The following is a 24,528-nucleotide window of genomic DNA, read 5'->3' on the forward strand; positions in this document are numbered from 1 at the left end:
GCCGCATCGCGCAGGCCCGCGTTGCCCCGCGTTACCTCAAGCCCGCAGATCTTGCGCGGTACTCGCGGCCTGCTCGATCAACCATTGGGCCACCACATCCGCATCCGGCGTGCTGCGGCGTGTATTGCGCACCAGCCAATAGGCAAGTTCGGTGGCGCTGGCGGGCTGGTCGCCCACCGCCTGTAGCCGGCCGTCGGCCAGCATGGGCGCAATCAATGCCAGCCTGCCCAGCGCAATGCCATGGCCGGCCAGCGCCGCCAGCACAATCTGGTCGTATTGGTTAAAGCGCAGCATGCCGCGCGCGCGCGTGCGGCCCAGGCCACGCGCGCTCAGCCATTCCGACCATTGCAGCCACGGCCGGGTCGGGTCATCGAATTCCAGCAAGACATGGCGTTGCAGCGCGCGGGCATCCAGCGCGCGCACATTGAGCAAGGGATGGGCCACCGGCACCACCGTTTCGCCGAACAGCCACGCGGCGGCGTCCGGCACCTTGTCGCGCTCGCTGTAGCGAATAGCGATGTCCACGCTTTCGCGGTCGATGTCGATCAGGCGGTTGTCGGCCGCCACGCGCACGTCGATATGCGGATGCGCCGCCTGAAAATCCCCCAGGCGCGGCAGCAGCCACAACGAGGCCACGCCGATGGTGGTGGTGACGGTGACCGGCGTGCGCCGCTCGGGCGCGCGCAGTTGTTCGGTCAGGTCACCCAATTGGCTGAGCCACACGTCGGCCATGCGAAACAGTTGCGCGCCTTCGGACGTGAACGACACGCTGCGGAACCCGCGCACCAGCAGGGGCACGCCCAGGTGTTCTTCCAGCGCGCGAATCTGGCGGCTGACGGCGGATTGCGTCACGTGCAGATCCTGCGCGGCCAAGGTGATGCTCATGCGCCGGCCCACGGCGACAAAGCCTCGGACCAGGTCCAGCGGAGGAAGCTTGGCTAGCGGATATGGCATTCGTGAAACTCATGCGTGTTGGACGGAAAAGTCGCTTGAGCAATAGTACGCCGCCAGCGTCCAATGGGAACCATGCGACAGGCGGAGGGGATATCCCTGACGTCCCACGTGATCGCCGCCGACGCGGCCAGGGGGTTGCCATGATCCAGTTACGCTGCACCACGGGAATGTCATTCCGTTTGGATGGCGGCTCGACTATGCTGCTCAAGCGCGCCTCGGGCGTCCGCATCGTGTGCCGTGCCGGCACGGTGTGGATTTCCGAGTACCGCCGCTTGGATGACAGCGTGCTGCAAGCCGGCGACTCCCTTACCGTCGACAGCGATCGCGATGTCGTGCTCAGCGGCCTGCCGAATGCGCAGGTCGCGCTACTTTCCTTGTCGGAGTCCCCAGAATGACCGCGCCTTTGCCCGATGGCCCTCGCATGCAGATGTGGTTCGACTTTGCCAGCCCGTACAGCTATCTGGCGATCGAACGCATAGACTCCCTGGCGCAAGACGCCGGCGTGCGGGTGGACCTGCGCCCCTTCCTGCTGGGGCCGATTTTCCAGGCGCAGGGCTGGAACGATTCGCCGTTCCGGCTGTTTCCGGGCAAGGGCGCGTACATGATGCGCGACATCGCGCGGCTGGCTGACAAGTACGGCGTGGTCTACAAGCGCCCGCGCCTGTTTCCGCGCATGAGCGTGCTGCCGGCCCGCATCGCGCTGCTGGGCCAGGACGAGCCCTGGTGCCGGGATTTCTGCGTGACGGTGTTTCGCGCCAACTTCCAGCATGACGAGGACATTCAGTCCGAAGACGTGGTGCACGGTTTGCTGAACGGCCTGTCGCTGGACGCCGATGCGCTGATCGCACGCGCCAAGTCCGAAGCCGCCAAGGAAGCGTTGCGCCGCCAGGTGGACCGGGCGCGCGATCTGGGCCTGTTCGGCGCACCCACGTTTTTTGTGGGCGATGAAATGTTCTGGGGTAATGATCGGCTGGAAGACGCGCTGGACTGGGCGCGTCGCGGTCAGGCCTGATCCACAGCCTAGCGCGCTATCCCTTCGTCACGGGCGCCACGCGCGCCCATTCGTCGTCCGAATACAGCCGCGAGCGCAGCAGAAAGCGCTTGCCTTCCGCGCTGTCCAGCGAGAACGCGCCGCCGCGCCCGGGCACGGCATCGATGATGAGCTGGGTGTGTTCCCAGTACGCAAACTGGTCTTCGCCCATGTAGAACGGGCAGCCCTCAAGCTGGCCCAGCAACACGTCCGACCCGCCCACCATGAATTCGCCTTGCGCATAGCACATGGGGGAACTGCCATCGCAGCACCCGCCCGATTGGTGGAACATCAGCGGGCCGTGTTTGGCACGCAGCGTGTCGATCAACTCGCGCGCCGCATCGGTGGCAACCACGCGCGGGGTGGGTTCATCCATGGTGTTTTCCTTGTCGCTTGTCTTGTGGATTCCTTGCGGCATCACCTACGGCAAATACGCGCACCGGACCCGATGGCCCGGTGCGCGTGTCGCGGCGTGATGCTTAGAAGAAACCCAGCTTCTTCGGCGAATAGCTCACCAGCAGGTTCTTCGTCTGCTGGTAGTGGTTGAGCATCATCTTGTGATTTTCCCGCCCGATGCCCGACTGCTTGTATCCGCCAAACGCCGCATGCGCGGGGTAGGCGTGATAGCAGTTGGTCCACACGCGGCCGGCCTTGATGGCGCGCCCCATCCGGTAGCAGGTGTTGGCGTCGCGCGACCACACGCCCGCGCCCAGCCCATAGAGTGTGTCGTTGGCCAGCGCCAGCGCATCGTCGGCATCCTTGAAGGTTGTCACCGCGACGACCGGGCCGAAGATTTCTTCCTGGAAGACGCGCATCTTGTTGTGGCCCTTGAAGACCGTGGGCTGCACGTAGTAGCCGCCTTCCAGCGCGCCCTGCATCTGCGCCCGCGATCCGCCCGCCAGCACGTCGGCGCCTTCCTGCTTGCCGATATCCAGGTACGACAGAATCTTCTCCAACTGCTCGGTGGACGCCTGCGCGCCCAGCATCGTGTCGCCGTCCAGGGGGTTGCCTTGCTTGATCTCGGCCACGCGCTTCAAGGCGCGTTCCATGAACTTGTCGTAGAGCGATTCCTGGATCAGCGCGCGGCTGGGGCAGGTGCACACTTCGCCCTGGTTCAGGGCAAACATCACGAAGCCTTCCACGGCCTTGTCCAGGAAGTCGTCGTCTTGCGCCGCCACGTCGGCAAAGAAAATGTTGGGCGACTTGCCGCCCAGTTCCAGCGTGACGGGAATGATGTTCTGCGAGGCGTACTGCATGATCAGCCGGCCGGTGGTGGTTTCCCCGGTGAAGGCGATCTTGGCGATGCGCTTGCTGGAGGCCAGCGGCTTGCCGGCTTCAAGGCCAAAGCCCGTCACCACGTTCAGCACGCCCGGGGGCAGGATGTCGCCAATCAGCTCCATCAGCAGCAGGATGCCCAGCGGCGTTTGCTCGGCGGGCTTGAGCACCACGCAGTTGCCGGCCGCCAGCGCGGGCGCGAGCTTCCACGCCGCCATCAAGATGGGGAAGTTCCACGGAATGATCTGTCCCACCACGCCCAGCGGCTCGTTGAAGTGGTAGGCCACCGTGTCGCTATCGATTTCCGACAGCCCGCCTTCCTGGCTGCGGATGCACGAGGCGAAGTAGCGGAAGTGGTCGATGGCCAGCGGGATGTCGGCGGCGCGGGCTTCGCGGATCGGCTTGCCGTTGTCCCAGGTTTCGGCGGTGGCCAGGCGTTCCAGGTTGGCTTCCATGACGTCGGCAATCTGCATCAGCATGCGCGCGCGTTCGGCGGCCGGGGTCGAACCCCATTTCGGCGCGGCGCGGTGCGCGGCGTCCAACGCCAGTTCGATGTCGCGGTCCTTCGAGCGCGCGTTGCGCGTCAACACCTGGCCGGTCACCGGGGTCACGTTGTCGAAGTATTCGCCATCGGCCGGTTTCTGCCATTTGCCGTCGATGAAGTTGTCGTACTGCGTCTTGAGGTCCAGGCGCGTGCCGTACGTGTCCGGGGTGATGCGGGTCGCGATGTCCATGCTTGTCTCCGATATTGTTGGGATTGCGGCAGTGGGCTGCCTGCTTCCTATCAAGCAAGGAGCATGCCAACCTTGGGGCTTCCCCGCTGGACAGTCCGGGCCCCAGCGTGCGAAAGTTGATTTCGGCGCGCCCCGACGGGCGTGCAAGATTTTTGCCCTTTCAAGATGACGTTTTTTGCGACGTTGTCGCGGAACAGGTGTCGCAGAACACCCGTCCAAGGAGACATGCATGGCCAGTCAATCCCGTCAGCACGCGCTGACGCAAGCGCGCCTGCTGTTCAACCAGCAGGGGGCGGTGCCCGGCGGCATCGTTGCTGAACCCATTCTGCGATCCTGGCGGCGTTGCGCCGACCTGGGCTTTGACATGCGTGGCGTGCGCCGCGCCGAACTCATGACGCAGGGCGAACTGCGCGAAGCCCAGCAGCGCAACGAAGCGCTGCGCCGCCTGTCTGAACCCGCCATGTCCTACCTGCGCCGCCAGGCCGGCGGCAATGGCAACCTGGTGATCTTGTCGGACGCGCAAGGGCTGGTGCTGGACAGCGATGGCGACACCGGATTCGCCAGCCGCGCGTCCCGCGTGGCGCTGATGCCCGGCGCGCCCTGGGACGAGGCCGCCGCCGGCACCAACGCCATCGGCACCGCGCTGGTCGAAGGCCGGCCCATCGCCGTGCATGGCGCGGAACACTACTTTGAACCCAATCGCATCCTGACCTGCGCGGCCGTGCCCATCACTGACAGTGAAGGGCGCATGCTGGGGGTGCTGGACCTGTCCAGCCAGGCGCGCGACGTTCGCCCGGATGTGCTGGCCCTGGTGCGCGCGGCCGTGGATGTGATCGAGCATCGGCTGTTTGAAGAAGCCTACGAGCATTACGCCGTGTTGCGTCTGCATGCCGATGCGTCCGGCCTGGGCGCGCCGGGTGAAGGCTTGCTGGCGTTTCAGGGGGATGTGTTGATTGGCGCGAATCGCCGCGCCTTGCAGGCCTTGGGCCTGGCCGCGACCGCCTTGGGCGTGTATCGCTACGCCGATGTGTTCGACGGCGAACTGGAACGCTGCCCCGACGCGGCCGGCCGCGTGCAGGCGCGCGCGGGCACGAGCTACCACGCCCGCTTGCGCCTGCCGCGCTCGCGCCCGCCGCGCCCGGTGGCGCCCGCCTTGCCTCTCAGCGAGTCGCCCACCGACACCAAGCGCCCCGTGGCGCCCAGCTTTGACGCCGCCACACTGGGCGCGTTGGCGCGTGCCGTGCATCTGTCGGACGCGGGCGTGTCGATTTTGCTGCAAGGCGAAACCGGCGTGGGCAAGGAAGTGTTTGCCCGCGAATTGCATGCGCGCGGCAAGCGCGCGGCGGGGCCGTTCGTGGCGGTCAATTGCGCGGCGCTGCCCGAAAGCCTGATCGAATCCGAACTGTTTGGCTACGAGGATGGCGCCTTTACCGGCGCGCGCCGCCAGGGCAGCAAGGGCTTGCTGCGCCAGGCGCACGGCGGGGTGCTGTTCCTGGATGAAATCGGCGATATGCCGCTGCTGCTGCAATCACGTTTGCTGCGCGTGCTGCAAACGCGTGAAGTGTCGCCGCTGGGCGCGGCGCGGCCGGTGCCGGTGGATTTTGCGCTGGTGTGCGCCACCCATCGCCCGCTGGCCCATGAGGGGGCGGATGCGCCGGTGCGCCCGGACCTGTACTTCCGCATCGCCGAATACACGGTCACGCTGGAACCGCTGCGCGCCCGCGCCGACCGTCTGGAATTGCTGCGGGGGCTATGGGCGGCGCAGGGACCCGGGCCGATGCTACCGCCGCACATCGAAGCGCTGTTGGCAGCGTATTCCTGGCCGGGCAACTACCGCCAGTTGGCGGCGGTGCTGCGCAACATGCATGTGTTGGCGGGGCCGTCGGGCGTGGTGGATGCCGACATGTTGCCGGCCGAGTTATTGCAGGCCAAGGGGTTGCCGCGTGATGTGCTGCCCACTGGTTTGTTGGCAACCGAAGTGCAGCCCGCCATGGACGCGCGTCACGCCACCGACGTGGCGGCGGCCGCTGCTGACAGCGGCATGGAAGATCTGCAATCGATCACGGACACGGCGATCCGCGACGCGCTGGCCGCGCACGGCGGCAATGTCAGCCGCGCGGCGCGAGCCTTGGGTGTGCACCGCAGCACCGTGTACAGGCGCGCGGGCGGGCTGGGTTTGCCGCGATCGCCAAGCCGCTGACCTCGCGGCCCTTGACCTCTCGGCCCTTGACCTCGCGGCCGCTGACCTCGCGGCCCCGGCCCACCACCCGTTGATGCCTCAGTGCATCAGGCGGGCGAGTTCCGTGCCCGGGTCCTTGGCGCGCATGAAGGCTTCGCCAACCAGGAAGGCATTGACCTGGTGGTCGCGCATGAGCTTGACGTCTTCCGGCTTGAGGATGCCGCTTTCCGTGACGACGCGCTTGCCCGCCGGAATGTTGGGCAGCAGGTCCAGTGTGTTCTTCAGGCTGGTTTCGAAGGTGCGCAGGTTGCGGTTGTTGATGCCCAGGAGCGGCGTCTTCATCGTCAGGGCCACGTCCAGTTCACGGGCGTCGTGCACTTCCACCAGCACGTCCATGCCCAGTTCCATCGCCAGTGTTTCGTAGTCGCGCAGTTGCGACGGCGTCAGGGCGGCCACGATCAGCAGCACGCAGTCGGCGCCCATCGCGCGCGCGGCGATGATCTGGTAGGAGTCGATCACGAAGTCCTTGCGCAGCACGGGCAGCGAGCAGGCCGCGCGTGCCTGGCGCAGGTGGTCGTGCGAACCCTGGAAGAACTGCACGTCGGTCAGCACCGACAGGCAGGCCGCGCCATGCACGGCATAGGACGACGCAATTTCCGCGGGGGCGAAGGTCTCGCGCAGCACGCCCTTGGAGGGCGATGCTTTCTTGATTTCAGCGATGACGCCGGCCTTGCCTTGCGAGATCTTGTCTTCGATGGCTTGCGCGAAGCCGCGCACGTCCTGGCGAGCCTGCGCTTCGCGCAGGACTTCGGCTTCGCTGCGCATCTGGCGAGCGGCGGCGACTTCCTCGACCTTGACGGCGAGGATCTTCGCGAGAATATCGTTCATTTCTGGAATTTCCGGGTATATGCGCAGAATTCTTCCAGCTTGGCTCGCGCCGCGCCGGTGGCGATCAGTTCAAATGCTAGCGCTAAGGCTTCGGGAATGGAATCGGCTTTATTGCCGGCGTAGATGGCAAGTCCTGCATTCAGGGCGACGATGTCGCGGGCCGTGCCCTCGACATTTTCCAGCGCCTCGATGACAAGTTCGCGTGACTGCTCGCGATTGGACACCTTGATGGACCGGTTGGACATCATGGATAGCCCGTAGTCTTCGGGGTGGATTTCATATTCCCGTATTTGACCATCTTTCAGCTCGCCCACCAGCGTGGCCCCGCCCAACGAGGCTTCGTCCATGCCGTCCTTGCCATGCACCACCAGCACGTGGCGCGAGCCCAGGCGTTCCAGCACGCGCACCTGGATGCCAACCAGGTCAGCGTGGAACACGCCCATCAACTGGTTGGCGGCGCCGGCCGGGTTGGTCAGGGGCCCCAGAATATTGAAGATGGTGCGCACGGCCAATTCCTTGCGCACGGCGGCCACGTTCTTCATGGCGCCGTGATGCGCGGGCGCGAACATGAAACCGATGCCGGTGGCCTGGATGCACTCGGCCACTTCGTCGGGCGAGAGGACCAGGTTGGCGCCCAGCGCTTCCAGCACGTCGGCGCTGCCGCTGGACGACGAGGCGCTGCGGTTGCCGTGCTTGGCGATCGGCACGCCGGCCGCCGCCGCCACGAACATGGCCGTGGTCGAGATGTTGAAGGTGTGGCTGCCGTCGCCGCCCGTGCCGCACATGTCCAGCAGGTCTTGCGGGTTGGGCGTGACGACCGGCGTGGCGAACTCGCGCATCACCTGGGCGGCGGCGGTGATCTCGCCGATGGTTTCCTTCTTGACGCGCAGGCCCATCAAGAGCGCGCTGGCGATTTGCGGCGACATCTCGCCGCGCATCAGCATGCGCATCAGATGCAGCATTTCGTCGTGAAAAATTTCGCGATGTTCAATGCAGCGCGTCAGGGCTTCGGTGGGGGAAATAGTCACGGTGCGTCCTTCTTGTCTTAGGCGAGGTTCAGGAAATTGCGCAGCAGGGCATGGCCGTGTTCGCTGAGCACGGACTCGGGATGGAACTGTACTCCGTACAGGGGCAGCGTCTTGTGGCGCACGCCCATGATGTCGCCGTCCGGCGCCGTTGCCGTTACCGCCAGGCAGTCGGGCAGGGTGGCGGGGTCGATGGTCAGCGAGTTGTAACGGATCACGGTGTATGGCGTGGGCAGGTCCGTGAAGATGTCGGTGCCGGTATGGGAGATTTGCACCGTCTTGCCGTGCATGATCTGCTGGGCGCGCACGATGTCGCCGCCGTAGGCCGCGCCAATGGCCTGGTGGCCCAGGCACACGCCCAGAATCGGCTTCTTGCCGGCAAACGCCTGGATGGCGGCCACCGAAATGCCGGCTTCAGAAGGCGAGCACGGGCCGGGCGACACGCAGATGCGGTCCGGGTTCAGCGCGCTGATCTCTTCCAGCGTGATCTGGTCGTTGCGCGCCACGCGCACGTCTTCGCCGAGTTCGCCGAAGTACTGGACCAGGTTGTAGGTAAACGAATCGTAGTTATCAATCATCAACAGCATTTTTTTCTCCGTGCGGGCAGGGCGGGGTGTGCGGCAGGGCCGGGGCCGGGATCAGATGGGTTCGTCCAGGCCGTGCTGGACCTGCTCGGCGGCGCGCAGCACCGCGCGGGCCTTGGCTTCGGTTTCGGCGTATTCGGCTTCGGGGTTGGAGTCGGCCACGATGCCGGCGGCGGCCTGCACGTACAGCGTGCCGTCCTTGATGACGCCGGTGCGGATGGCGATGGCCACGTCCATTTCGCCGCCGTAGCTCAGGTAGCCGGCAGCCCCGCCGTAGATGCCACGGCGCACGGGTTCCAGTTCGTCGATGATCTTCATGGCTTCCACCTTGGGCGCGCCCGTCAGGGTGCCGGCGGGGAAGGACGCACGCAGCACGTCCATGCTGCTCATGCCGGGGTTCAGGTTGCCAGTGACGTTGGACACCAGGTGCATCACGTGCGAATAGCGTTCGATGACCATGGTGTCGCTGACCTTGACCGAGCCCACTTCGGCCACGCGGCCCACGTCGTTGCGCGCCAGGTCGATCAGCATCACGTGTTCGGCCACTTCCTTGGGGTCGGCCTTCAGTTCGGCGGCCAGCGCCGCGTCTTCCTGGGGCGTGGCGCCGCGCTTGCGGGTGCCGGCCAGCGGACGGATGGTGATCTGCGACTTGGGCACGCCGTTGTCCACCACGCTTTCCTGGCGCACCAGGATCTCGGGCGACGCGCCCACCACCTGGAAGTCGCCAAAGTTCCAGAAGTACATGTAGGGCGAGGGGTTCAGCGAACGCAGGGCGCGGTAAAGGGACAGCGGGGAATCACGGAAGGGCTTGGCAATGACCTGGCCGATCTGCACCTGCATCAGGTCGCCGGCGGCAATGTGTTCCTTGGCGCGGTGCACGGCGGCCAGATAGTCTTCTTTCTTGAAGTCGCGGCGCTCTTCCGTCTGCATGCTGGCGTGGCTGTACGGAATTTCAACAGGGCGTCGCAGGCGGGCGCGCAGGTCGTGCAGGCGCTGCTGGGCGCGGCTGTAGGATTCGGGCTGGCTGGGGTCGGCGTACACCATCAGGTAGATGCGGCCGGCCAGGTTGTCGACGATGACCAGTTCATCCACATGCATCAGCATCAGGTCGGGCGTACCGCCTTCCATGCCGGCCGGGAAGGGTTTGACGGCAGGACCCAGGCAGGGCTCGATGTGGCGCACGGTGTCGTAGCCGAAGTAGCCGGCCAGGCCGCCGCAGAAGCGCGGCATGCCCGGGCGCAGCGCCACCTTGAAGCGGCTTTGGTATTGCTCGATGAAGGCCAGCGGGTCGCCTTCGTGCGTTTCCACAACCTTGCCGTCGTGCAGCACTTCCGTCAGCGTGCCGCGGGCGCGAATCACGGTGCGGGCGGGCAGGCCGATAAAGGAATAGCGGCCGAAGCGCTCGCCGCCCACCACGGATTCCATCAGGCAGGTCATGCGGCCGGCCAAGGGGCCCGCGTGCGCCAGCTTCAGGTAGATGCCCAGCGGGGTATCCAGGTCGGCGTAGGTTTCGGCCACCAGCGGGATGCGGTTGTAGCCTTGTGCGGCGAGGGCCTTGAATTCGATTTCGGTCATGTCGGGTCTCGTGAGCGATTTTTGATTTGCTTTCAGACCGGGCGCACAACAAAAAAGCCCGGTCCAGGTGTCTGGTTCCGGGCTTGGCTCTGTGTTTACACAGTTACGGCACTAGGCGGCATACGCGTCCAGGGCCGGGAGGGATCATCGCCACCCGGAAGACAAACGCCACCAGCGCCACGAGGCGCCGAGCATTTGGTTCTGGGGGTAAGCGTTCATTGATCCGGGTGTGTCTTTACGTGTTGGGGGTGTTGCTGGTGTTCTGAAATTCAGCTTTCAGGCACCGATCAGGAGGCGATTTTCGCGGCGTTCTGGTTTTGGTTCCAGAGCGCAACCCACTGGGCGGCGTCAACAAGCGTGTCAACTATACCATCGACATCCAGCTCCCGCACGTCACGGCCTTCGTTGTAGCCATAAGGCACCACCAGCACCTGCGTGCCCGCCGTGCGGCCCGCCTGGGCGTCGTTGATCGAGTCGCCGATGGTGACGGCTTCGCCCACCGCCACGCCCAGCAGTTCGCAAGCGTGCACGACCTGGTCCGGGTCGGGTTTGCGGCGCGCGCAGGTGTCGCCGCAGACCACCGCGTCGAAAAAGCCCGCCAAGCCGGTGCGCTGCAACAGCGGCAGCGTGAATTCGGTGGGCTTGTTGGTGACGACGGCCAGCTTCAGGCCCTGGTCACGCATGTGCTTCAGGCCGTCGATGACGCCGGGGTAGACCTGGGCGCGTTCGCCATTGACCAGGTGGTAGTGGCGATAGAAGGATTCACGGGCGCGTTCGAATTCGGCGGGCGAGGGGTCGGCGGCGTGCAGGCTGCCCGCCAGGCTGCGGCGGACCAGGTTGTCAACACCCTTGCCCACGAAGGTGGCCACCACGTCTACACGCAGCGCGGTCATGCCGAGCTCAACGCGCATGGCGTTGGCGGCGAAGGCCAGGTCGGGGATGGAGTCCAGCAGGGTGCCGTCCAGGTCCAGCAGCGCGGCGCGAAAAGCGGTCATGTCGATTCTTCCTGGGGCTTAGACGGCGGTGGTTTCGCCGATGGCGATCTGTTCGCGCATGGACTTGATGATGCCGGCGTAGTCCGGCTTGCCGAAAATGGCGGAGCCGGCCACGAAGGTGTCGGCGCCCGCTCGGCGGATTTCGGCGATGTTGTCGATTTTGACGCCGCCGTCCACTTGCAGCACGATTTCCTGGCCGCCCGCCTGGGTCCAGGCGTCGATCCGGGCGCGCGCTTCGCGCAGCTTGGTCAGCGCGCCGGGAATGAAGCTCTGGCCGCCAAAGCCCGGGTTCACCGACATGATCAGGATCAGGTCGATCTTGTCCATGACGTAATCCAGGTAGGAAAGCGGGGTGGCGGGGTTGAAGACCAGGCCGGCCTTACAGCCGTTTTCGCGGATCAGCGACAGCGTGCGGTCCACGTGGCGGCTGGCGTCCGGGTGGAAGCTGATGTAGTCGGCGCCCGCCTTGGCGAACATCGGCACCAGGTCGTCCACCGGCTCAACCATCAGATGCACGTCAATCGGCACTTGCACGTGGGGGCGGATCGCCGCGCACACCATCGGGCCGATGGTCAGATTGGGGACATAGTGGTTGTCCATCACGTCCACGTGGATCCAGTCGGCGCCGGCGGCGACAACGTTGCGGACTTCCTCGCCCAGACGGGCGAAGTCAGCCGACAGGATGCTGGGGGTGATGCGAGTGGAGGCCATGGAGGATGACATGATGTTCGGGATCGGGGAGGGCATAATGTGCCATTATTGCAGTTTGGGGCGCGGGTTCGAGAAAGGCCCGGTGTAGCGGGACCAAAATCCGCGACTCCTGTGCGTTTCCAATGCGTTTCGAATACGTCTCCCAAATGTCTCCCAAGCGCCCGGCGCCGGTCTGCGGCCCGGGGCGTCCAGCCACACAGGAAGGACTGTGAAACCTTACGACCTGAGCGTCTCTGTCTCTCCGCGCTTCGTGCCTGAACAGTCTGATCCCAGCGAGCAGCAATTCGTCTTTGCCTATACCGTGCGCATCACCAATACCGGCGAACATCCCGCCCAGGTGATCAGCCGCCACTGGGTCATCACCGACGGCAACCAGCGCGTGCAGGAAGTGCGCGGGCTGGGCATCGTGGGCCAGCAGCCCCTGCTGGCGCCCGGCGAAACCTTCGAATACACCAGCGGCTGTCCGCTGCCCACGCCGGTGGGCACGATGCGTGGCACCTACCATTGCGTAGGCGAGAACGGCATCCCGTTCGAAGTGCCGATCTCGGAATTCGTCCTGGCCATGCCTCGCACCCTGCATTGAATGGTTGTGCCCGTCGCCCGTTGCCCGTCGCCCGCTTTTTCCCTTTGCTCATGAAGCGCATTCTTAGCCTGTCCCTGCTGCCCATCCTGTTGGCCGCATGTTCCACCCCGTCGGACATTCCTCCTGATTCAGGCGACGCCGGTACGCCCGGCGTGGCAGCCCCGGTGGCCGATGGCCCGCTGGTGGTGCCGTCGCTGTCGGCGCTGCGCGATACGCCGGCCCGGGCGCTGGCCGGCAAGTTCAAGCCCGCCAACTGGTCCGAAATGCCGGGCTGGACGTCCGACGACCTGACCCAGTTCTGGCCCTTGTTCCTGCGTAATTGCAAGGGCTTGATGCGGCAGACCAGCGGCAACCTGGCCGCGCCCGCGCGCGCCACGCCGCGCGTCTGGCAGCCTGTCTGCGCCGCCGCTGTTGATCCGGCCCGCGCCCCGGCCGCCGGTGACGGCGAAGGCGTGCGTCGCTTCCTGCAAACCTATTTGCAGCCGTGGCGCCTGAACGCCGCCGACGGCAAGCCCGCCGCCAACACGGTCACCGGCTATTACGAACCCCTGGTGCGCGGCTCGCGTCGCCAGGGCGGCAAGTATCAGTGGCCGCTCTACGCCGTGCCGGCCGACCTGCTGACGATCGACCTGGGCTCGGTGTATCCGGACCTGGCCGGCAAGCGCGTGCGCGGCAAGCTGGACGGCAAGCGCGTTGTGCCCTATGACACCCGAGCGGCCATCGAGTCCTCGGGGCGCAAGCCCCCGGTGCTGGTCTGGGTAGACGACCCGGTGGACAACTTCTTCCTGCAGGTTCAGGGCTCCGGCCGTGTCCAACTGACTGATGGGCCCGATGCCGGTAAGACGATCCGTGTCGCCTACGCCGACCATAACGGCCAGCCCTATGCGTCCATCGGCCGCTGGCTGATCGACCGTGGCGAGCTGACCGCCGATCAAGCCTCCATGCAGAACATTCGCGCCTGGGCGCAGCGCAACCCCAAGCGCGTGCCCGAGATGCTGAACGCCAATCCGGCCGTCGTGTTCTTCCGTGAAGAACCGGTCATCGACCCCGAACAAGGGCCGAAGGGCGCCTACGCGATTCCGCTGTCGCCCCGGCGCTCCATCGCGGTCGACGCCACCTTCGTGCCGCTGGGCACCCCGGTGTACCTGAGCACGACCCTTCCGGCCTCCGACCGGCCGCTGCAACGCCTGGTGTTCGCACAGGACACGGGCACGGCCATCCGGGGCGCGGCGCGCGCCGACTTCTACTGGGGTTACGGCGAAGAAGCCGGCCAGCAGGCGGGCCGCATGAAACAACGGGGCCAGATGTGGGTGTTGTGGCCCAAGCAAGCGGGGGAGCCCTCGGCAAGATGAGCCATCAAATCGTTATTTGCGGGGCTGGCATTGTCGGCCTGTCCACCGCCCTGGCGCTGGCCCGGCGCGGCCAGCGCGTTGCCGTGCTGGCGCCGCGCGCATCCGTGCCCGCGGCGGACGCTGATCACTACCACCCGCGCGTCTACGCCATTTCGCCCGCTAGCCAACGTTTTCTGGCCGACCTGGGCGTATGGGACGCCATGCCCTCCGCCCGACTGACGCCGGTCGAGGCCATGGAAATTCACGGCGACGCCGACGGGCAGGTCAACCTGAATGCCTGGCAGGCGGCTTTGCCGCAACTGGCCTGGATCGTCGAGTCCGGCGAGATCGAGCGTGTGCTGATCCAAGCCGTACGGATGTTCGGCATCCCCTGGCTGGAAGACCGCTGCACCGGCTATCAGGATGGCGCGGTCGATACCGAAAGCGGTGCGCGCATTCAGGCCGAACTGTTCGTGGGCGCCGACGGCGCGGCCTCGCCGCTGCGCACGGCGGCGGGCCTGAAGCACGATGCGGTCTCGTACAACGACACCGGGCTGGTGGTGCACCTGGACGCGGAACGCGCCCACCACGGCACGGCGTTCCAGTGGTTCCGCGATGACGGCGTGCTGGCCTTGCTGCCGCTGCCCAACACCGCCAGCGGCCCGCAAGTGTCGATGGTGTGGTCCATGCGCAGCGAATTGGCGCAGGGCCTGCTGGCCTTGCCGCCCGACCAGCAGGCGTCGCGCCTGGAAACCTTGCTGGCCGATGCCGCCGAGGGCCGGCTGGGCCGCTTGAAGGTCCGCAGCAAGCTGCACGGCTTTCCGCTCACGCTGGAACGCGCGCAGATGGTGGCGCCCGGCATCGCGCTGGCCGGCGACGCCGCGCACCGCCTGCATCCGCTGGCGGGGCAGGGGCTGAACCTGGGCCTGGGCGACGTCGAGGCGCTGGCCCGCACCGTGGCGGGGCGCGAGCCGTACCGCTCGGCCGGAGACATCCGCGTGCTGCACCGTTACCAGCGTGCGCGCGCCGAACCGGTGCTGGCCATGCGCCTGGCCACCGACGGCCTGCACAAGCTGTTCGCCTCGCGCGCCACGCCCCTGGTGTGGCTGCGCAATGCCGGCATGCACTGGGTGGAAAAAGCGCCCCTGATCAAGCGCCGCCTGATCGCCGGGGCGTCGGCCAATTGACGCGTATTTCCGGTGGTCTCTTGAGGTTTTCTTTTGGAACCTTGAGGGGCGACCGGCGTCTGAAGGACACTCCGCCTTTCCGCGTCGCCCCGGCATGTCGTCCGGCCCGGCTCCCAGCCGGATGAGTTACGCTTTTCCCCAAAGAACACGATAAGTACAGGAGCACCCATGACTTTCCGCATCTCCGCCACGCTGGCGGCTTGTTTCCTGGCCGGCGGGCTGGGCTTGTCCGCTTCGGCCCTGGCGCAAGCGCCCGCCGAAGGCGGCAAGACCGTATCCACCCAGTCGGTCGGACAGCCCGGCAAAGGCGAGAAAAGCGTGTCGACGCCCCAGCTCGACGCCGTCAAGGAACGCTTCCAGCAACGCTTTTCCGGCATGGACGTAACCGCCGTGCGTCTGACGCCCTACGGCATTTTTGAAGTGCAGTTGGGCATGGACCTGATCTACACCGACGAAAAGGTCACCTGGGTCATGGAAGGCCCGTTGATAGACGCCATGACGCGCCAGGACGTCACGCGCGCCACGCAGGAAAAGCTCAGCGCCGTCACGTTCGACCAACTGCCGCTGGAACTGGCCATCAAGCAGGTCAAGGGCACGGGCGCGAAGAAGGTCGCCATTTTTGAAGACCCCAACTGCGGCTACTGCAAGCAGTTGCGCAAGACGATGGAAGAGCTTACCGACGTCACCGTCTACACCTTCATGTACCCGATCCTGTCGCCCGATTCCAAGGACAAGGTGCGCGACGTCTGGTGCGCCAAGGACCAGGGCAAGACCTGGGACGACTGGATGGTGCGCAACAAAAAGCCGGCCACCGCCAACTGCGACGTGCCTGAAGACAAGCTGCTGGCGCTGGGCCACAAGCTGATGGTGCGCGGCACACCCACGCTGTTCTTTGCCGACGGCTCGCGCGTCAGCGGCGCCATTCCGCTGGACCAACTGAAAGAACGCTTGAACTGACCGGCGCTGGTCGCGCCGGCCGGGTGGCTGGCGCGATTGCCGCCTAGCCACCCGGAGACCTCACTTGAAAATCGCAATACTCGACGATTACCACGACGTAGCACGGCGCTATGCGGATTGGACCTCGCTGGGCGGTGACGCCGAGGTGCAGATCTTCAATAACTTCATTCCGGCGGAACAGGTCGAGGCCACGCTCGAACCCTTCGACGTGATCGTGGCGATGCGCGAACGCACGCCATTCCCCGCCGAACGCATCCGCGCCTTGCCCCGCCTGCGGCTCTTGATCACCACCGGCATGCGCAACAACGCCATCGACATGCAAGCCTGCACGGACCAAGGCATAGTCGTGTGCGGTGCGCCGGGCAGCGCCGACGCCAATACCGCCACGGCCGAGCTGGCCTGGGCGCATATCCTCGGCCTGTTCAAGCACCTGACAACGGAAGACGCGGCCATGCGGCGCGGCATGTGGCAAACCGCCATGCCCGAGCCCTTGGCCGGCAAGCGCCTGGGCGTGGTGGGCCTGGGCAAGCTGGGCGCCGCCGTGGCCAAGGTGGGCCTGGCGTTCGGCATGGATGTGGTGGCCTGGAGCCCCAACCTGACCGACGAACGCGCCGAGGCCGCGGGCGTGACGCGGGTCGACAAGCACGAACTTTTTTCCACGTCCGACGTGGTCAGCCTGCACCTGATCCTGTCCGACCGCAGCCGCCACGTGGTGGACGCCGCGGCCTTGGCCGCCATGAAGCCGACCGCCTATCTGGTGAACACGTCGCGCGCCGGGCTGGTGGACAACGAAGCCTTGATGGACGCGCTGGTGAAGTTCCGCATCGCGGGCGCGGGGCTGGACGTGTACCCCGAAGAGCCGCTGTCGCCGACGGACACTGTGCGCGATCTGGACAACGTGATCCTGACCCCGCACCTGGGCTATGTCAGCCGCGAGAATTTCGAGGCGTTCTACCAGAACGCGCTGGACGCCGTGAAGGCGTTTCAGGCGGGCAAGCCGATTCGCGTCTTGAACGCATCACCGGCGGCGTGATCGCAGGCGCGCCGATAAGCGCGCCTGTTCATGAAACTGCCCAGGCTACTACCCAGGCCACTGCCCGGGCAACTACCCGCGCGTGAACATCACCTTTTTCTCGACGATGCCGCTGGCGTCGGTCGACCCTTCGGGCGTGTCGCCGCAAGCCTCGTCCGCGTTGTCGTCCGGATCCACCGCGTCAAACGCTGTGTCGCCATTCGCGTCCGGCACGCCGGTGGGCTTCAGGCCGACAAAGTCGAACAGGTCGCGGTCCATCAAGTGCGACGGCACCACGCGCGACAAGGCGTTGAACACGTTCCACGAACGGCCGGGATGCTGCTTGTCCCAGTCCTTGATCATCCGGCCCACTTCCTTGCGCTTCAGGTTTTCCTGCGAGCCGCAGAGGTTGCACGGAATGATGGGGAATTGCTTCAACTCCGCATAGGCGATCAGGTCCGTTTCGGCCACATAGGCCAGCGGACGGATCACGGTGTGGCGGCCGTCGTCCGACACCAGTTTGGGCGGCATGCCCTTGGCCTTGCCGCCATAGAACAGGTTCAGGAAGAACGTGGCCAGGATGTCGTCGCGGTGGTGGCCAAGCGCGATCTTGGTGGCGCCCAGTTCCGAGGCGACGCGGTACAGAATGCCGCGGCGCAAGCGCGAACAGAGCGAGCACATCGTCTTGCCTTCTTCCAGCACGCGCGTGACGATGGAATACGTGTCCTGCGTCTCGATGTGGAAGGGCACGCCCAGGTCTTTCAGGTACTGGGGCAGGATGTGGTCGGGAAAGCCCGGCTGCTTCTGGTCCAGGTTGACGGCGATCAGTTCAAACTTGAACGGCGCGCGTTTCTGCAGTTGCAGCAGGATGTCCAGCATTGCATAGGAGTCCTTGCCGCCCGACAGGCAGACCATCACGCGGTCGCCTTCTTCAATCATGTTGTAGTCGGACAGGGCGCGCGTGGTTTCGCGGGCCAGGCGCTTGGTCAGCTTGTTGCCTTCGTGGCGGGCCTTTTCCTCGGCCTCGGTACGATAGCGGACCTCGGGGGAGCGGACGGCGGGGGGCGGAGCAATATCGTTCATGGTCAGCGCGTGATCTGGATTTCCACGCCTACCGCCGCGCAGTCGGAAAAGGCCATGGGCTTGCTGATGCGCAAGCGCAACGAGCGGATTTCCTGGAAGTCGGCCAATAGGCGCGCGGCGACTTGTTCGGACAGGGTTTCGATCAGGTTCACATGCGCCTGCGTGCATTCCTCGACGATGGCCTCTCGCAGACGGCGGTAGTCCAGCACGCTGTGGATATCGTGGTCGTCGACCGAGCGATGGATGTCCACGTCGAACTCGGCGTCGACATGCAGGGGCTGGGTGGCGCGGCGCTCGTGTTCGAGGATGCCGATGCGGGCGTCGAGCGCAAGCCCGGAAAGGATGATGCGACGTGTGGGCATGGTGAAAACCTGGGTGGGACAGCCGGAATTGTAAGGGGACGGCGGATCGGGGGCGGCGCGCTGGCTACAATTCAGCCACGTCCGTGCGCCCGTGAGGCGCCGGCGCGGTCAATAAGGGTTCAAATGCAACAAATGCACGATGCGGTCATTGTAGGCGGCGGCCCGGCCGGCGCGTCCTGCGCCCTGTGGCTGGCCAGGCTTGGTTTGTCCCCAATATTAATTGAGGCCAGCGCCCGCCTGGGCGGCCTGGCTCAGGACAACCCCTTCGCCGACGACTGGATCGCGGTGCTGCCTGGCGTGACCGGGCAACAGGTGGCTGACAACATCGACGCCAGCGTGCGCGCGGCCCAGGTGCCGCTGCGCATGGAAACCCGTGTCGTCGGCGTGGTGCCCTGCAAAGGCGGCATTGAAGCCAGCTTGGTCGGTGCGGACGGCAACCAGACGCAGGTGCGCGGCCGCACGCTGGTGATTGCGTCCGGCGTGCGCGCCAAGGGTTTGCCGGATCATCCCCTGGGCGCGTCATGGCCCGGCGTGCTGATCGGCCCGGGCTCGCCCATCGTCGCGCAGGACTATTCCGGTTTGTCGGTGGCGGTGCTGGGCGGGGGCGACAACGCCTTCGAAAACTACGTCTATGTGCGCAACCGGGGCGCCCGCGCCGTGCATCTGTATGCCCGCAGCGTGCGCGCCCAGCAGCAATGGGTTACCCGCGCCGGCCGCGAAGGCGTGCGCATCGGCCCCTACACGGTGGATCCCGCCAGCCGCAGTGTCGATGGCCGGCAGTACGACTTGATCCTGGTGTTCTATGGCTGGGAACCGCAGGCTGGTTTTGCCGACAGCCTGCAACTGGCCCGCGACGAGCGCGGCTATATCCGTACCGATTTCGCCACCGCCGAAACCAGCGTGCCGGACATCTATGCCATCGGTGAAGTGGCTCACCGCATGCATCCGTGCGTGGTGACGTCGATGGCGGATGGCGTGGTGGCGGCCAAGGCCATCCAGCGCCGCTGGGAACGCGCGGGCGACTAAGTCCCCGCGCGGCTGCGTCGCACCAAGCCCGTTGGCTCGCACGCCCGGCGTTCAGCCCAGGCGAAGCCTGCCCTCCAGATTGCAGAATTGGCATTTGCCCGCGCGGCGCACACACTTGCCCCACAAGTTGGTCACCCATGACCGCGTTCGGAGACAAGCATGTTGCAAGCGCATCGCTGGCTGGCCGCGGGCGTGATGGCGGCCGCCATTGCCAGCCCCGTCCACGCCGCCTGGCCGGAACGGCCCATCACCCTCATCATTCCGGCTGCCCCTGGCGGCACCACCGACATTTCCGCGCGGCTGATTGCCGACAAAATGGCCGCCAAGCTGGGCCAGCAGGTCATCGTGGAAAACCGCGCGGGCGCGGCCGGCATCATCGGCGCGCAGGCCTTGGCGCGGGCCAAGCCCGACGGCTATACCCTGCTGATGGGCAACATCGGCCCCAACGCCATCAACTACGCCCTGTACAAGACACTGCCCTACAAGCCGACCGATTTTGCGCCCGTGACGCTGGTGATCTCGGTGCCCAACGTGCTGGTCGTCAACGAAGCGTCACCCGCCCGTAGCGTGAAGGACTTATTGGCCGAGGCCAGGCGCGACCCGTCCCAGGTGTCGTTCGGCAGTTCCGGCGCGGGCCAATCGCCGCACCTGTCGGCCGAACTCTTCAAGCAGCGCGCGGGCATCGCGGGCACGCATGTTCCCTACAAAGGGGCCGGCCCCGCCGTGGCCGCGCTGCTGGGCCAGCAGTTCACCTTCATGATCGACAACCTGCCCAGCTCGATGCCATTCATCCAGTCCGGCAAGCTGCGCGCGCTGGCCGTCACCAGTGACACCAGGCTGGCCGAGCTGCCGGACGTGCCCACCATGGCCGAGGCGGGCGTCAAGGACATGGTGGTCACGGCGTGGTTCGGCTTGATAGCCCCGGCCGGCACGCCCGAGGACGTGGTCGGCAAGCTGTACGCCGCCGCGCGCGATGTGGTGCGCAGCCCCGACATCAGCGGCCGCTTCAAGGCCATGGGCGGGCAGGCGGGCGGCAATACCCCCGCCGAGTTCACGGCCTTCATCGACCAGGAGCGCGCCCGCTGGAAGCAGATTGTGGATACGGCCGGCCTGGCCCGGGAGCAATAAATGATCGACAAGATTCAAGCCTCCATGGCCGAGGCCGTGGCCGTGATTCCCGACGGCGCGTCCGTGCTTGTCGGCGGCTTTGGCGAAGCGGGCGTGCCTTACGAGTTGCTGCAATGCCTGGCGGATGCCGGGCGGCGCGACCTGACCATCATTTCCAACAACGCCGGCACGTTCGAACGCGGCATCGCTGCATTGCTGATCCGCAAGCAGGTCAGGAAGATCATCTGCTCGCATCCGCGCCCGCCCAATTCCGATGCCTTCGCTCGCGCCTACCGGGCCGGCGAGGTCGAATTGGAATGCGTGCCCCAAGGCACGCTGGCCGAGCGCCTGCGCGCGGCGGGCGCCGGGTTGGGGCCGTTTTTCACGCCCACCGGCTACGGCACGGAACTGGCCGAGGGCCGCCGCCAGGAAGTGATCGACGGCGTGGGCTACGTGCTGGAACAGCCGCTGCGCGCCGACTTCGCGCTGATCCGCGCGCATCTGGGCGACCGCTGGGGCAACCTGATGTACCGGCACGCGGCGCGCAACTTCAACCCGGTCATGTGCATGGCCTCGGGCCACGCCATTGCGCAGGTGGACGAGGTGGTGCCGCTGGGCACCTTCGTGCCGGAACAGGTGATGACGCAGGGCATCTTCGTGAAAGCCGTGGTGCGGGTGGAGGCCTGACATGCAAGACGCGAACAGCACGAACAGCACCAACAACGCCGCGAACAGCGCGCAGGACATCAAGGGCTTGACCCGGCAACAGATTGCGCAATTGCTGGCCAGTGATATCCCGGACGGCTCCATCGTCAACCTGGGCATCGGCATGCCAACGCTTGTGGGCGACTATCTTCCGCCCGACAAAGACATCCTGCTGCACAGTGAAAACGGCATCCTGGGCATGGGCCCGGCCGCCAGCGGCAAGGACGTGGACCCGGACCTCATCAACGCCAGCCGCCAGCCCATTACCTTGTTGGGCGGCGCGTCCATTACCGAACACACGGTGTCGTTCGCGATGATGCGCGGCGGCCATCTGGACTACGCCGTGTTGGGCGCGTTCCAGGTGTCGGAAAAGGGTGACCTGGCCAACTGGAAGACGGACGCGGCCGACGCCATCCCCGCCGTGGGCGGCGCCATGGATCTGGCCGTGGGCGCCAAGCAGGTGCTGGTCACCATGGAGCACCGCGGCCGAGACGGCACGCCGAAGGTGCTGCGCCAATGCACGTATCCGCTGACGGGCAAGGGCGTGGTGACGCGCATCTATACCGACCTGGCGGTGATCGACGTAACGCCGGATGGGCTGGCCGTCTACGCCATGGTCGCCGGCGTGGACGCCGCCTTCCTGCGTTCCGTTACCGATGCACCCCTGACTTTCCCGGCGACGCCACGCGCGATCGTCCTGGACCCGGCCGGCGCGCCGCGCTACGCCTGATTGTTAGCGCCCGGCCCGGGCCAAGGAGACCGTTGATGATCCGTTCCCTGTTCGCCGCAGCCTCGCTCTGCCTGGCGTCCTTGGGCGTCGCGCAAGCCGCGCCCACGTATCCCGACAAGCCCGTCACCTTGCTGATCCCATACCCGCCCGGTGGCAGCGCCGACATGCTGGCGCGCCCCTTGGGGGCGGAACTGCAAAAGAAATGGGGCCAGCCCGTGGTGCTGGAATACAAGCCCGGCGCGGGTGGGGCGATCGCCTCGGCGCAACTGGCTCGCGCCAAGCCCGATGGCTACACCCTGCTGATGGTGCTGGCGGCCCACGCCATCAACCCCAGCCTGTACCCGTCTCTGCCTTACGACACGCGCAAGGATTTTGCCCCGGTGTCCCTGGTGGCCACCTTGCCGATGCTGGTGGCCGCGCCCCTGGGCACGCCGGCCAACAACATTGCCGAGCTGATCGCCTACGGCAAAAGCCATCCCGGCAAGCTCAGCTTTGCGTCGGCCGGCAACGGCAACACCAGCCATCTGGCCGCCGAGATGTTCAAGAGCCAGACGGGCGCCGACATGATGCACGTGCCCTACAAAGGCAGCGGCCCGGCCGTGGTGGCGCTGTTGGGCGGCGAGGTCTCGTTGATGTTCGACAGCATTTCCACCTCGCTGCCGCAGGTGCAGGCCGGCAAGTTGAAGGCGCTTGCGGTGACGGGCGAACGCCGTTCACCCCTGCTGCCCGATGTGCCGACCGTGGCCGAAACCGTGCCCGGCTTTGTGGTGAACGGCTGGTACGGCGTGTTGGCGCCGGCGGGCACGCCGCCCGCCGTGGTCAATACCCTAAGCCGCGACATCGCCAACGCCGTGGCGGTGCCCGCCTTGAAGCAGCAACTGATGGGCTATGGGTATGAAACCGTCGGGTCCACGCCGGAAGCTTTCGCCGGCCATATTGATCGCGAACTGGATACGTGGAAGCAGGCGGTTGAGCAGTCGGGCGCCAAGGTGAATTGACGCCTGTCGTTCACCAGCAGGATATGTGGCGCGGCAACATCATTACTTTCCCTGCGCGTTTCCTTTAAGAACTTTCTCGTATTTCCTGCCAAGCGAAATCGAAACAATGACTGCCATCCCTCATTTGGGACAACAGGCATTCGGAGATTTCGGTGAATAAGAAGATTGTTGCGGCAAGTTTGGCCTTCTCGTCCCTGCTGTTGTGCGGCAGCGCGATGGCAGCGGATGTGAAGTTGGTGTTCAAGGGCGAGGTGTCTCCGTCCACCTGCGCAATCGTTGGAGACAATGGTAGTGGCGAATACGTCATGGCAGTCGAACTGCCCACCGTCAGCACTCGCGCATTGGCCAAGCAGAACGATGTGGCCGGCCGCAAGCCGATCGAGTTGAAGCTGACCGGCTGCTCGGGCAGCAAGGTCACCACGCGCTTTAACAGCGGTTCGAGCGTCGATCCCATCACGGGCGCCTTGATCACCCCGGCTGCGTCAATCAACGGCGAGACGCCGTCAAATGCACAAGTCCAACTGCTGAACAGCAAATACCAGCCCATCAATCTGTCCGACAACTCTGGCACTGAAGCCGTCAGCATCGAGGGCAATGCCGCGAAGATTGAGTTCTACGCGCAGTACCTGGCGGCCACCGCCAACACCACGCCCGGCCCGGTCCAGACCGAAGTCCTGCTGGACCTGATCTACGAATGAAGCCGATCCCCCTTGAGCGCATGCTCGGGGGGCTTTCGGACCACGCAAGCCGGGCCACGCTTCGCCGTTTCTGCGCGTTGCTGTGCCTGGCATGTGCGACCCTGCTGCCCCCTGCCGCCCAATCCAATGTGGTGATCGGTGGTACGCGCATCATCTATCCCGCCGAAGAACGCGAAGTCACATTGCGCCTGACCAATGAAGGCGGCAAGCCGGCGCTGGTGCAGGCCTGGATAGACGACGGCGACCTGGATTCAAGCCCCGACGAAACCGACGTGCCCTTCGTGATCACGCCGCCGCTGGCGCGTGTCAATCCGCGCACGGGGCAGACGCTGCGCATTGCCTATATTCCCCAACCTGGCGTTGCGACGGATCGCGAATCCGTGTTCTGGATGAACGTGCTTGACGTTCCGCCCCTGCCGTCCGCGCAGGTTGCGAACCACATGCAATTGGCTTTCCGCAGCCGCATCAAATTGTTCTTCCGCCCTGCCGGCCTGTCCGGCTCACCCCGCCAGGCCGCCGAGCGCCTGAATTGGCGCGTGGTGGCCACCAGCAAGGGCGCGGCGCTGCAAGTGCGCAATGACAGCGCATTCCATGTGTCGCTGACCGCCGTGACCGTGCAGCTTGGCAATGGACGTGACGTCACCGTGCCTGCCCAAATGTTGTCGCCACTATCCGTGACGGATCTGGGCCTTGGAAAATTGTCGAGTGCGGCGGGCGCCAAGGGCGCCGTGGCGTTTGAATGGATCAATGACTATGGCGCCGCCGAGCGGCGCGAAAGTCCGCTTGAACCGTAGGCCGC

At 65.8% G+C, this 24,528-nt stretch carries 26 protein-coding genes; 15 read left to right on the forward strand and 11 right to left on the reverse strand.

Annotated features, from left to right (window positions below; genetic code table 11):
* Positions 1 to 36: 36 nt before the first annotated feature.
* Positions 37 to 954 carry a LysR substrate-binding domain-containing protein gene (locus tag M2361_RS26690; RefSeq protein WP_259252808.1) on the reverse strand — a complete coding sequence of 306 codons (918 nt, stop codon included), beginning with the start codon at positions 952 to 954 and terminating at the stop codon, positions 37 to 39.
* Positions 955 to 1,094: 140 nt separating this feature from the next.
* Here M2361_RS26690 and M2361_RS26695 point away from each other — a divergent pair, with 140 nt between their 5' ends.
* Together M2361_RS26695 and M2361_RS26700 are read left to right on the forward strand one after the other, a co-directional pair.
* Complete coding sequence (locus M2361_RS26695) at positions 1,095 to 1,349, forward strand: DUF2917 domain-containing protein (protein ID WP_242001371.1); 255 nt, start codon at positions 1,095 to 1,097, stop codon at positions 1,347 to 1,349.
* Complete coding sequence (locus M2361_RS26700; RefSeq protein ID WP_259252809.1) at positions 1,346 to 1,966, forward strand: 2-hydroxychromene-2-carboxylate isomerase; 621 nt, start codon at positions 1,346 to 1,348, stop codon at positions 1,964 to 1,966. The genes M2361_RS26695 and M2361_RS26700 overlap by 4 nt, the downstream gene beginning before the upstream one ends.
* Before the next feature lie 16 nt (positions 1,967 to 1,982).
* Here the strand turns inward: M2361_RS26700 and M2361_RS26705 are convergent, their stop codons facing one another.
* Positions 1,983 to 2,360: a DUF779 domain-containing protein gene (locus M2361_RS26705; RefSeq protein ID WP_039882642.1), complete on the reverse strand. Its 378-nt coding sequence runs from the start codon at positions 2,358 to 2,360 to the stop codon at positions 1,983 to 1,985.
* A gap of 103 nt (positions 2,361 to 2,463) precedes the next feature.
* Complete coding sequence (gene adh, locus M2361_RS26710; protein ID WP_259252810.1) at positions 2,464 to 3,993, reverse strand: aldehyde dehydrogenase; 1,530 nt, start codon at positions 3,991 to 3,993, stop codon at positions 2,464 to 2,466.
* A gap of 229 nt (positions 3,994 to 4,222) precedes the next feature.
* Between adh and M2361_RS26715 the strand changes: the two genes are divergently transcribed.
* On the forward strand, positions 4,223 to 6,193 hold the full coding sequence (locus M2361_RS26715; RefSeq protein ID WP_259252811.1) for a sigma-54-dependent Fis family transcriptional regulator: 1,971 nt from the start codon (positions 4,223 to 4,225) through the stop codon (positions 6,191 to 6,193).
* Positions 6,194 to 6,271: 78 nt separating this feature from the next.
* On the opposite strand, the gene trpC is transcribed toward M2361_RS26715, so the two are convergent.
* The 6 genes from trpC to rpe all read right to left on the reverse strand — a co-directional run bounded on the left by trpC (position 6,272) and on the right by rpe (position 11,986).
* The gene (gene trpC / locus M2361_RS26720) at positions 6,272 to 7,060 is read right to left on the reverse strand and encodes an indole-3-glycerol phosphate synthase TrpC (protein WP_100853384.1); all 789 of its coding nucleotides are present in this window, start codon (positions 7,058 to 7,060) and stop codon (positions 6,272 to 6,274) included.
* Positions 7,057 to 8,088: an anthranilate phosphoribosyltransferase gene (trpD, locus tag M2361_RS26725; protein WP_259252812.1), complete on the reverse strand. Its 1,032-nt coding sequence runs from the start codon at positions 8,086 to 8,088 to the stop codon at positions 7,057 to 7,059. The genes trpC and trpD overlap by 4 nt, the downstream gene beginning before the upstream one ends.
* A gap of 17 nt (positions 8,089 to 8,105) precedes the next feature.
* Entirely contained in the window at positions 8,106 to 8,672 is a 567-nt protein-coding gene (locus M2361_RS26730; RefSeq protein ID WP_050446794.1) for an aminodeoxychorismate/anthranilate synthase component II, read from the reverse strand.
* 51 nt (positions 8,673 to 8,723) lie between these two features.
* The gene (gene trpE / locus M2361_RS26735) at positions 8,724 to 10,244 is read right to left on the reverse strand and encodes an anthranilate synthase component I (protein ID WP_259252813.1); all 1,521 of its coding nucleotides are present in this window, start codon (positions 10,242 to 10,244) and stop codon (positions 8,724 to 8,726) included.
* A gap of 287 nt (positions 10,245 to 10,531) precedes the next feature.
* Positions 10,532 to 11,239 carry a phosphoglycolate phosphatase gene (locus M2361_RS26740; RefSeq protein WP_259252814.1) on the reverse strand — a complete coding sequence of 236 codons (708 nt, stop codon included), beginning with the start codon at positions 11,237 to 11,239 and terminating at the stop codon, positions 10,532 to 10,534.
* Between the two features lie 18 nt (positions 11,240 to 11,257).
* Positions 11,258 to 11,986 carry a ribulose-phosphate 3-epimerase gene (rpe, locus tag M2361_RS26745; protein WP_050446791.1) on the reverse strand — a complete coding sequence of 243 codons (729 nt, stop codon included), beginning with the start codon at positions 11,984 to 11,986 and terminating at the stop codon, positions 11,258 to 11,260.
* A 172-nt stretch (positions 11,987 to 12,158) separates the two neighbouring features.
* Here rpe and apaG point away from each other — a divergent pair, with 172 nt between their 5' ends.
* The 5 genes from apaG (at position 12,159) to M2361_RS26770 (ending at position 17,041) form a co-directional block, all read left to right on the forward strand.
* Entirely contained in the window at positions 12,159 to 12,533 is a 375-nt protein-coding gene (gene apaG / locus M2361_RS26750) for a Co2+/Mg2+ efflux protein ApaG (protein WP_050446790.1), read from the forward strand.
* A 50-nt stretch (positions 12,534 to 12,583) separates the two neighbouring features.
* Positions 12,584 to 13,885, forward strand: a complete 1,302-nt coding sequence (locus tag M2361_RS26755; protein WP_259252815.1) for a murein transglycosylase A — start codon at positions 12,584 to 12,586, stop codon at positions 13,883 to 13,885.
* A complete protein-coding gene (locus M2361_RS26760; RefSeq protein ID WP_259252817.1) occupies positions 13,882 to 15,051 on the forward strand; it encodes a UbiH/UbiF family hydroxylase in 1,170 nt (389 codons plus the stop codon). The genes M2361_RS26755 and M2361_RS26760 overlap by 4 nt, the downstream gene beginning before the upstream one ends.
* A gap of 168 nt (positions 15,052 to 15,219) precedes the next feature.
* Entirely contained in the window at positions 15,220 to 16,008 is a 789-nt protein-coding gene (locus tag M2361_RS26765; RefSeq protein ID WP_100853379.1) for a DsbC family protein, read from the forward strand.
* 64 nt (positions 16,009 to 16,072) lie between these two features.
* Positions 16,073 to 17,041 (forward strand): D-2-hydroxyacid dehydrogenase family protein, encoded by a 969-nt coding sequence (locus M2361_RS26770; RefSeq protein ID WP_259252818.1) that lies wholly within the window; start codon positions 16,073 to 16,075, stop codon positions 17,039 to 17,041.
* Positions 17,042 to 17,113: 72 nt separating this feature from the next.
* Here M2361_RS26770 and ttcA read toward each other — a convergent pair whose 3' ends face one another.
* Together ttcA and folB are read right to left on the reverse strand one after the other, a co-directional pair.
* Positions 17,114 to 18,103 (reverse strand): tRNA 2-thiocytidine(32) synthetase TtcA, encoded by a 990-nt coding sequence (ttcA, locus tag M2361_RS26775; RefSeq protein WP_259252819.1) that lies wholly within the window; start codon positions 18,101 to 18,103, stop codon positions 17,114 to 17,116.
* A gap of 2 nt (positions 18,104 to 18,105) precedes the next feature.
* The gene (folB, locus tag M2361_RS26780; RefSeq protein ID WP_050446785.1) at positions 18,106 to 18,465 is read right to left on the reverse strand and encodes a dihydroneopterin aldolase; all 360 of its coding nucleotides are present in this window, start codon (positions 18,463 to 18,465) and stop codon (positions 18,106 to 18,108) included.
* Between the two features lie 123 nt (positions 18,466 to 18,588).
* On the opposite strand from folB, the gene M2361_RS26785 reads away from it, so the two are divergent.
* The 7 genes from M2361_RS26785 to M2361_RS26815 all read left to right on the forward strand — a co-directional run bounded on the left by M2361_RS26785 (position 18,589) and on the right by M2361_RS26815 (position 24,523).
* The gene (locus tag M2361_RS26785) at positions 18,589 to 19,491 is read left to right on the forward strand and encodes an NAD(P)/FAD-dependent oxidoreductase (protein WP_259252820.1); all 903 of its coding nucleotides are present in this window, start codon (positions 18,589 to 18,591) and stop codon (positions 19,489 to 19,491) included.
* 159 nt (positions 19,492 to 19,650) lie between these two features.
* Complete coding sequence (locus M2361_RS26790; RefSeq protein ID WP_259252821.1) at positions 19,651 to 20,619, forward strand: tripartite tricarboxylate transporter substrate binding protein; 969 nt, start codon at positions 19,651 to 19,653, stop codon at positions 20,617 to 20,619.
* Complete coding sequence (locus M2361_RS26795; RefSeq protein ID WP_127183253.1) at positions 20,620 to 21,285, forward strand: 3-oxoacid CoA-transferase subunit A; 666 nt, start codon at positions 20,620 to 20,622, stop codon at positions 21,283 to 21,285.
* A 1-nt stretch (position 21,286) separates the two neighbouring features.
* Entirely contained in the window at positions 21,287 to 22,033 is a 747-nt protein-coding gene (locus tag M2361_RS26800) for a 3-oxoacid CoA-transferase subunit B (RefSeq protein WP_259252822.1), read from the forward strand.
* 35 nt (positions 22,034 to 22,068) lie between these two features.
* Positions 22,069 to 23,031: a tripartite tricarboxylate transporter substrate binding protein gene (locus M2361_RS26805; RefSeq protein WP_259252823.1), complete on the forward strand. Its 963-nt coding sequence runs from the start codon at positions 22,069 to 22,071 to the stop codon at positions 23,029 to 23,031.
* A gap of 152 nt (positions 23,032 to 23,183) precedes the next feature.
* Positions 23,184 to 23,729, forward strand: a complete 546-nt coding sequence (locus M2361_RS26810) for a fimbrial protein (protein ID WP_259252824.1) — start codon at positions 23,184 to 23,186, stop codon at positions 23,727 to 23,729.
* Positions 23,726 to 24,523, forward strand: a complete 798-nt coding sequence (locus M2361_RS26815) for a fimbria/pilus periplasmic chaperone (RefSeq protein WP_259252825.1) — start codon at positions 23,726 to 23,728, stop codon at positions 24,521 to 24,523. The genes M2361_RS26810 and M2361_RS26815 overlap by 4 nt, the downstream gene beginning before the upstream one ends.
* Positions 24,524 to 24,528: the final 5 nt, after the last annotated feature.

This window comes from Achromobacter sp. JUb104 (assembly GCF_024806975.1).
In the GTDB taxonomy this organism is placed as follows: domain Bacteria; phylum Pseudomonadota; class Gammaproteobacteria; order Burkholderiales; family Burkholderiaceae_B; genus Achromobacter; species Achromobacter spanius.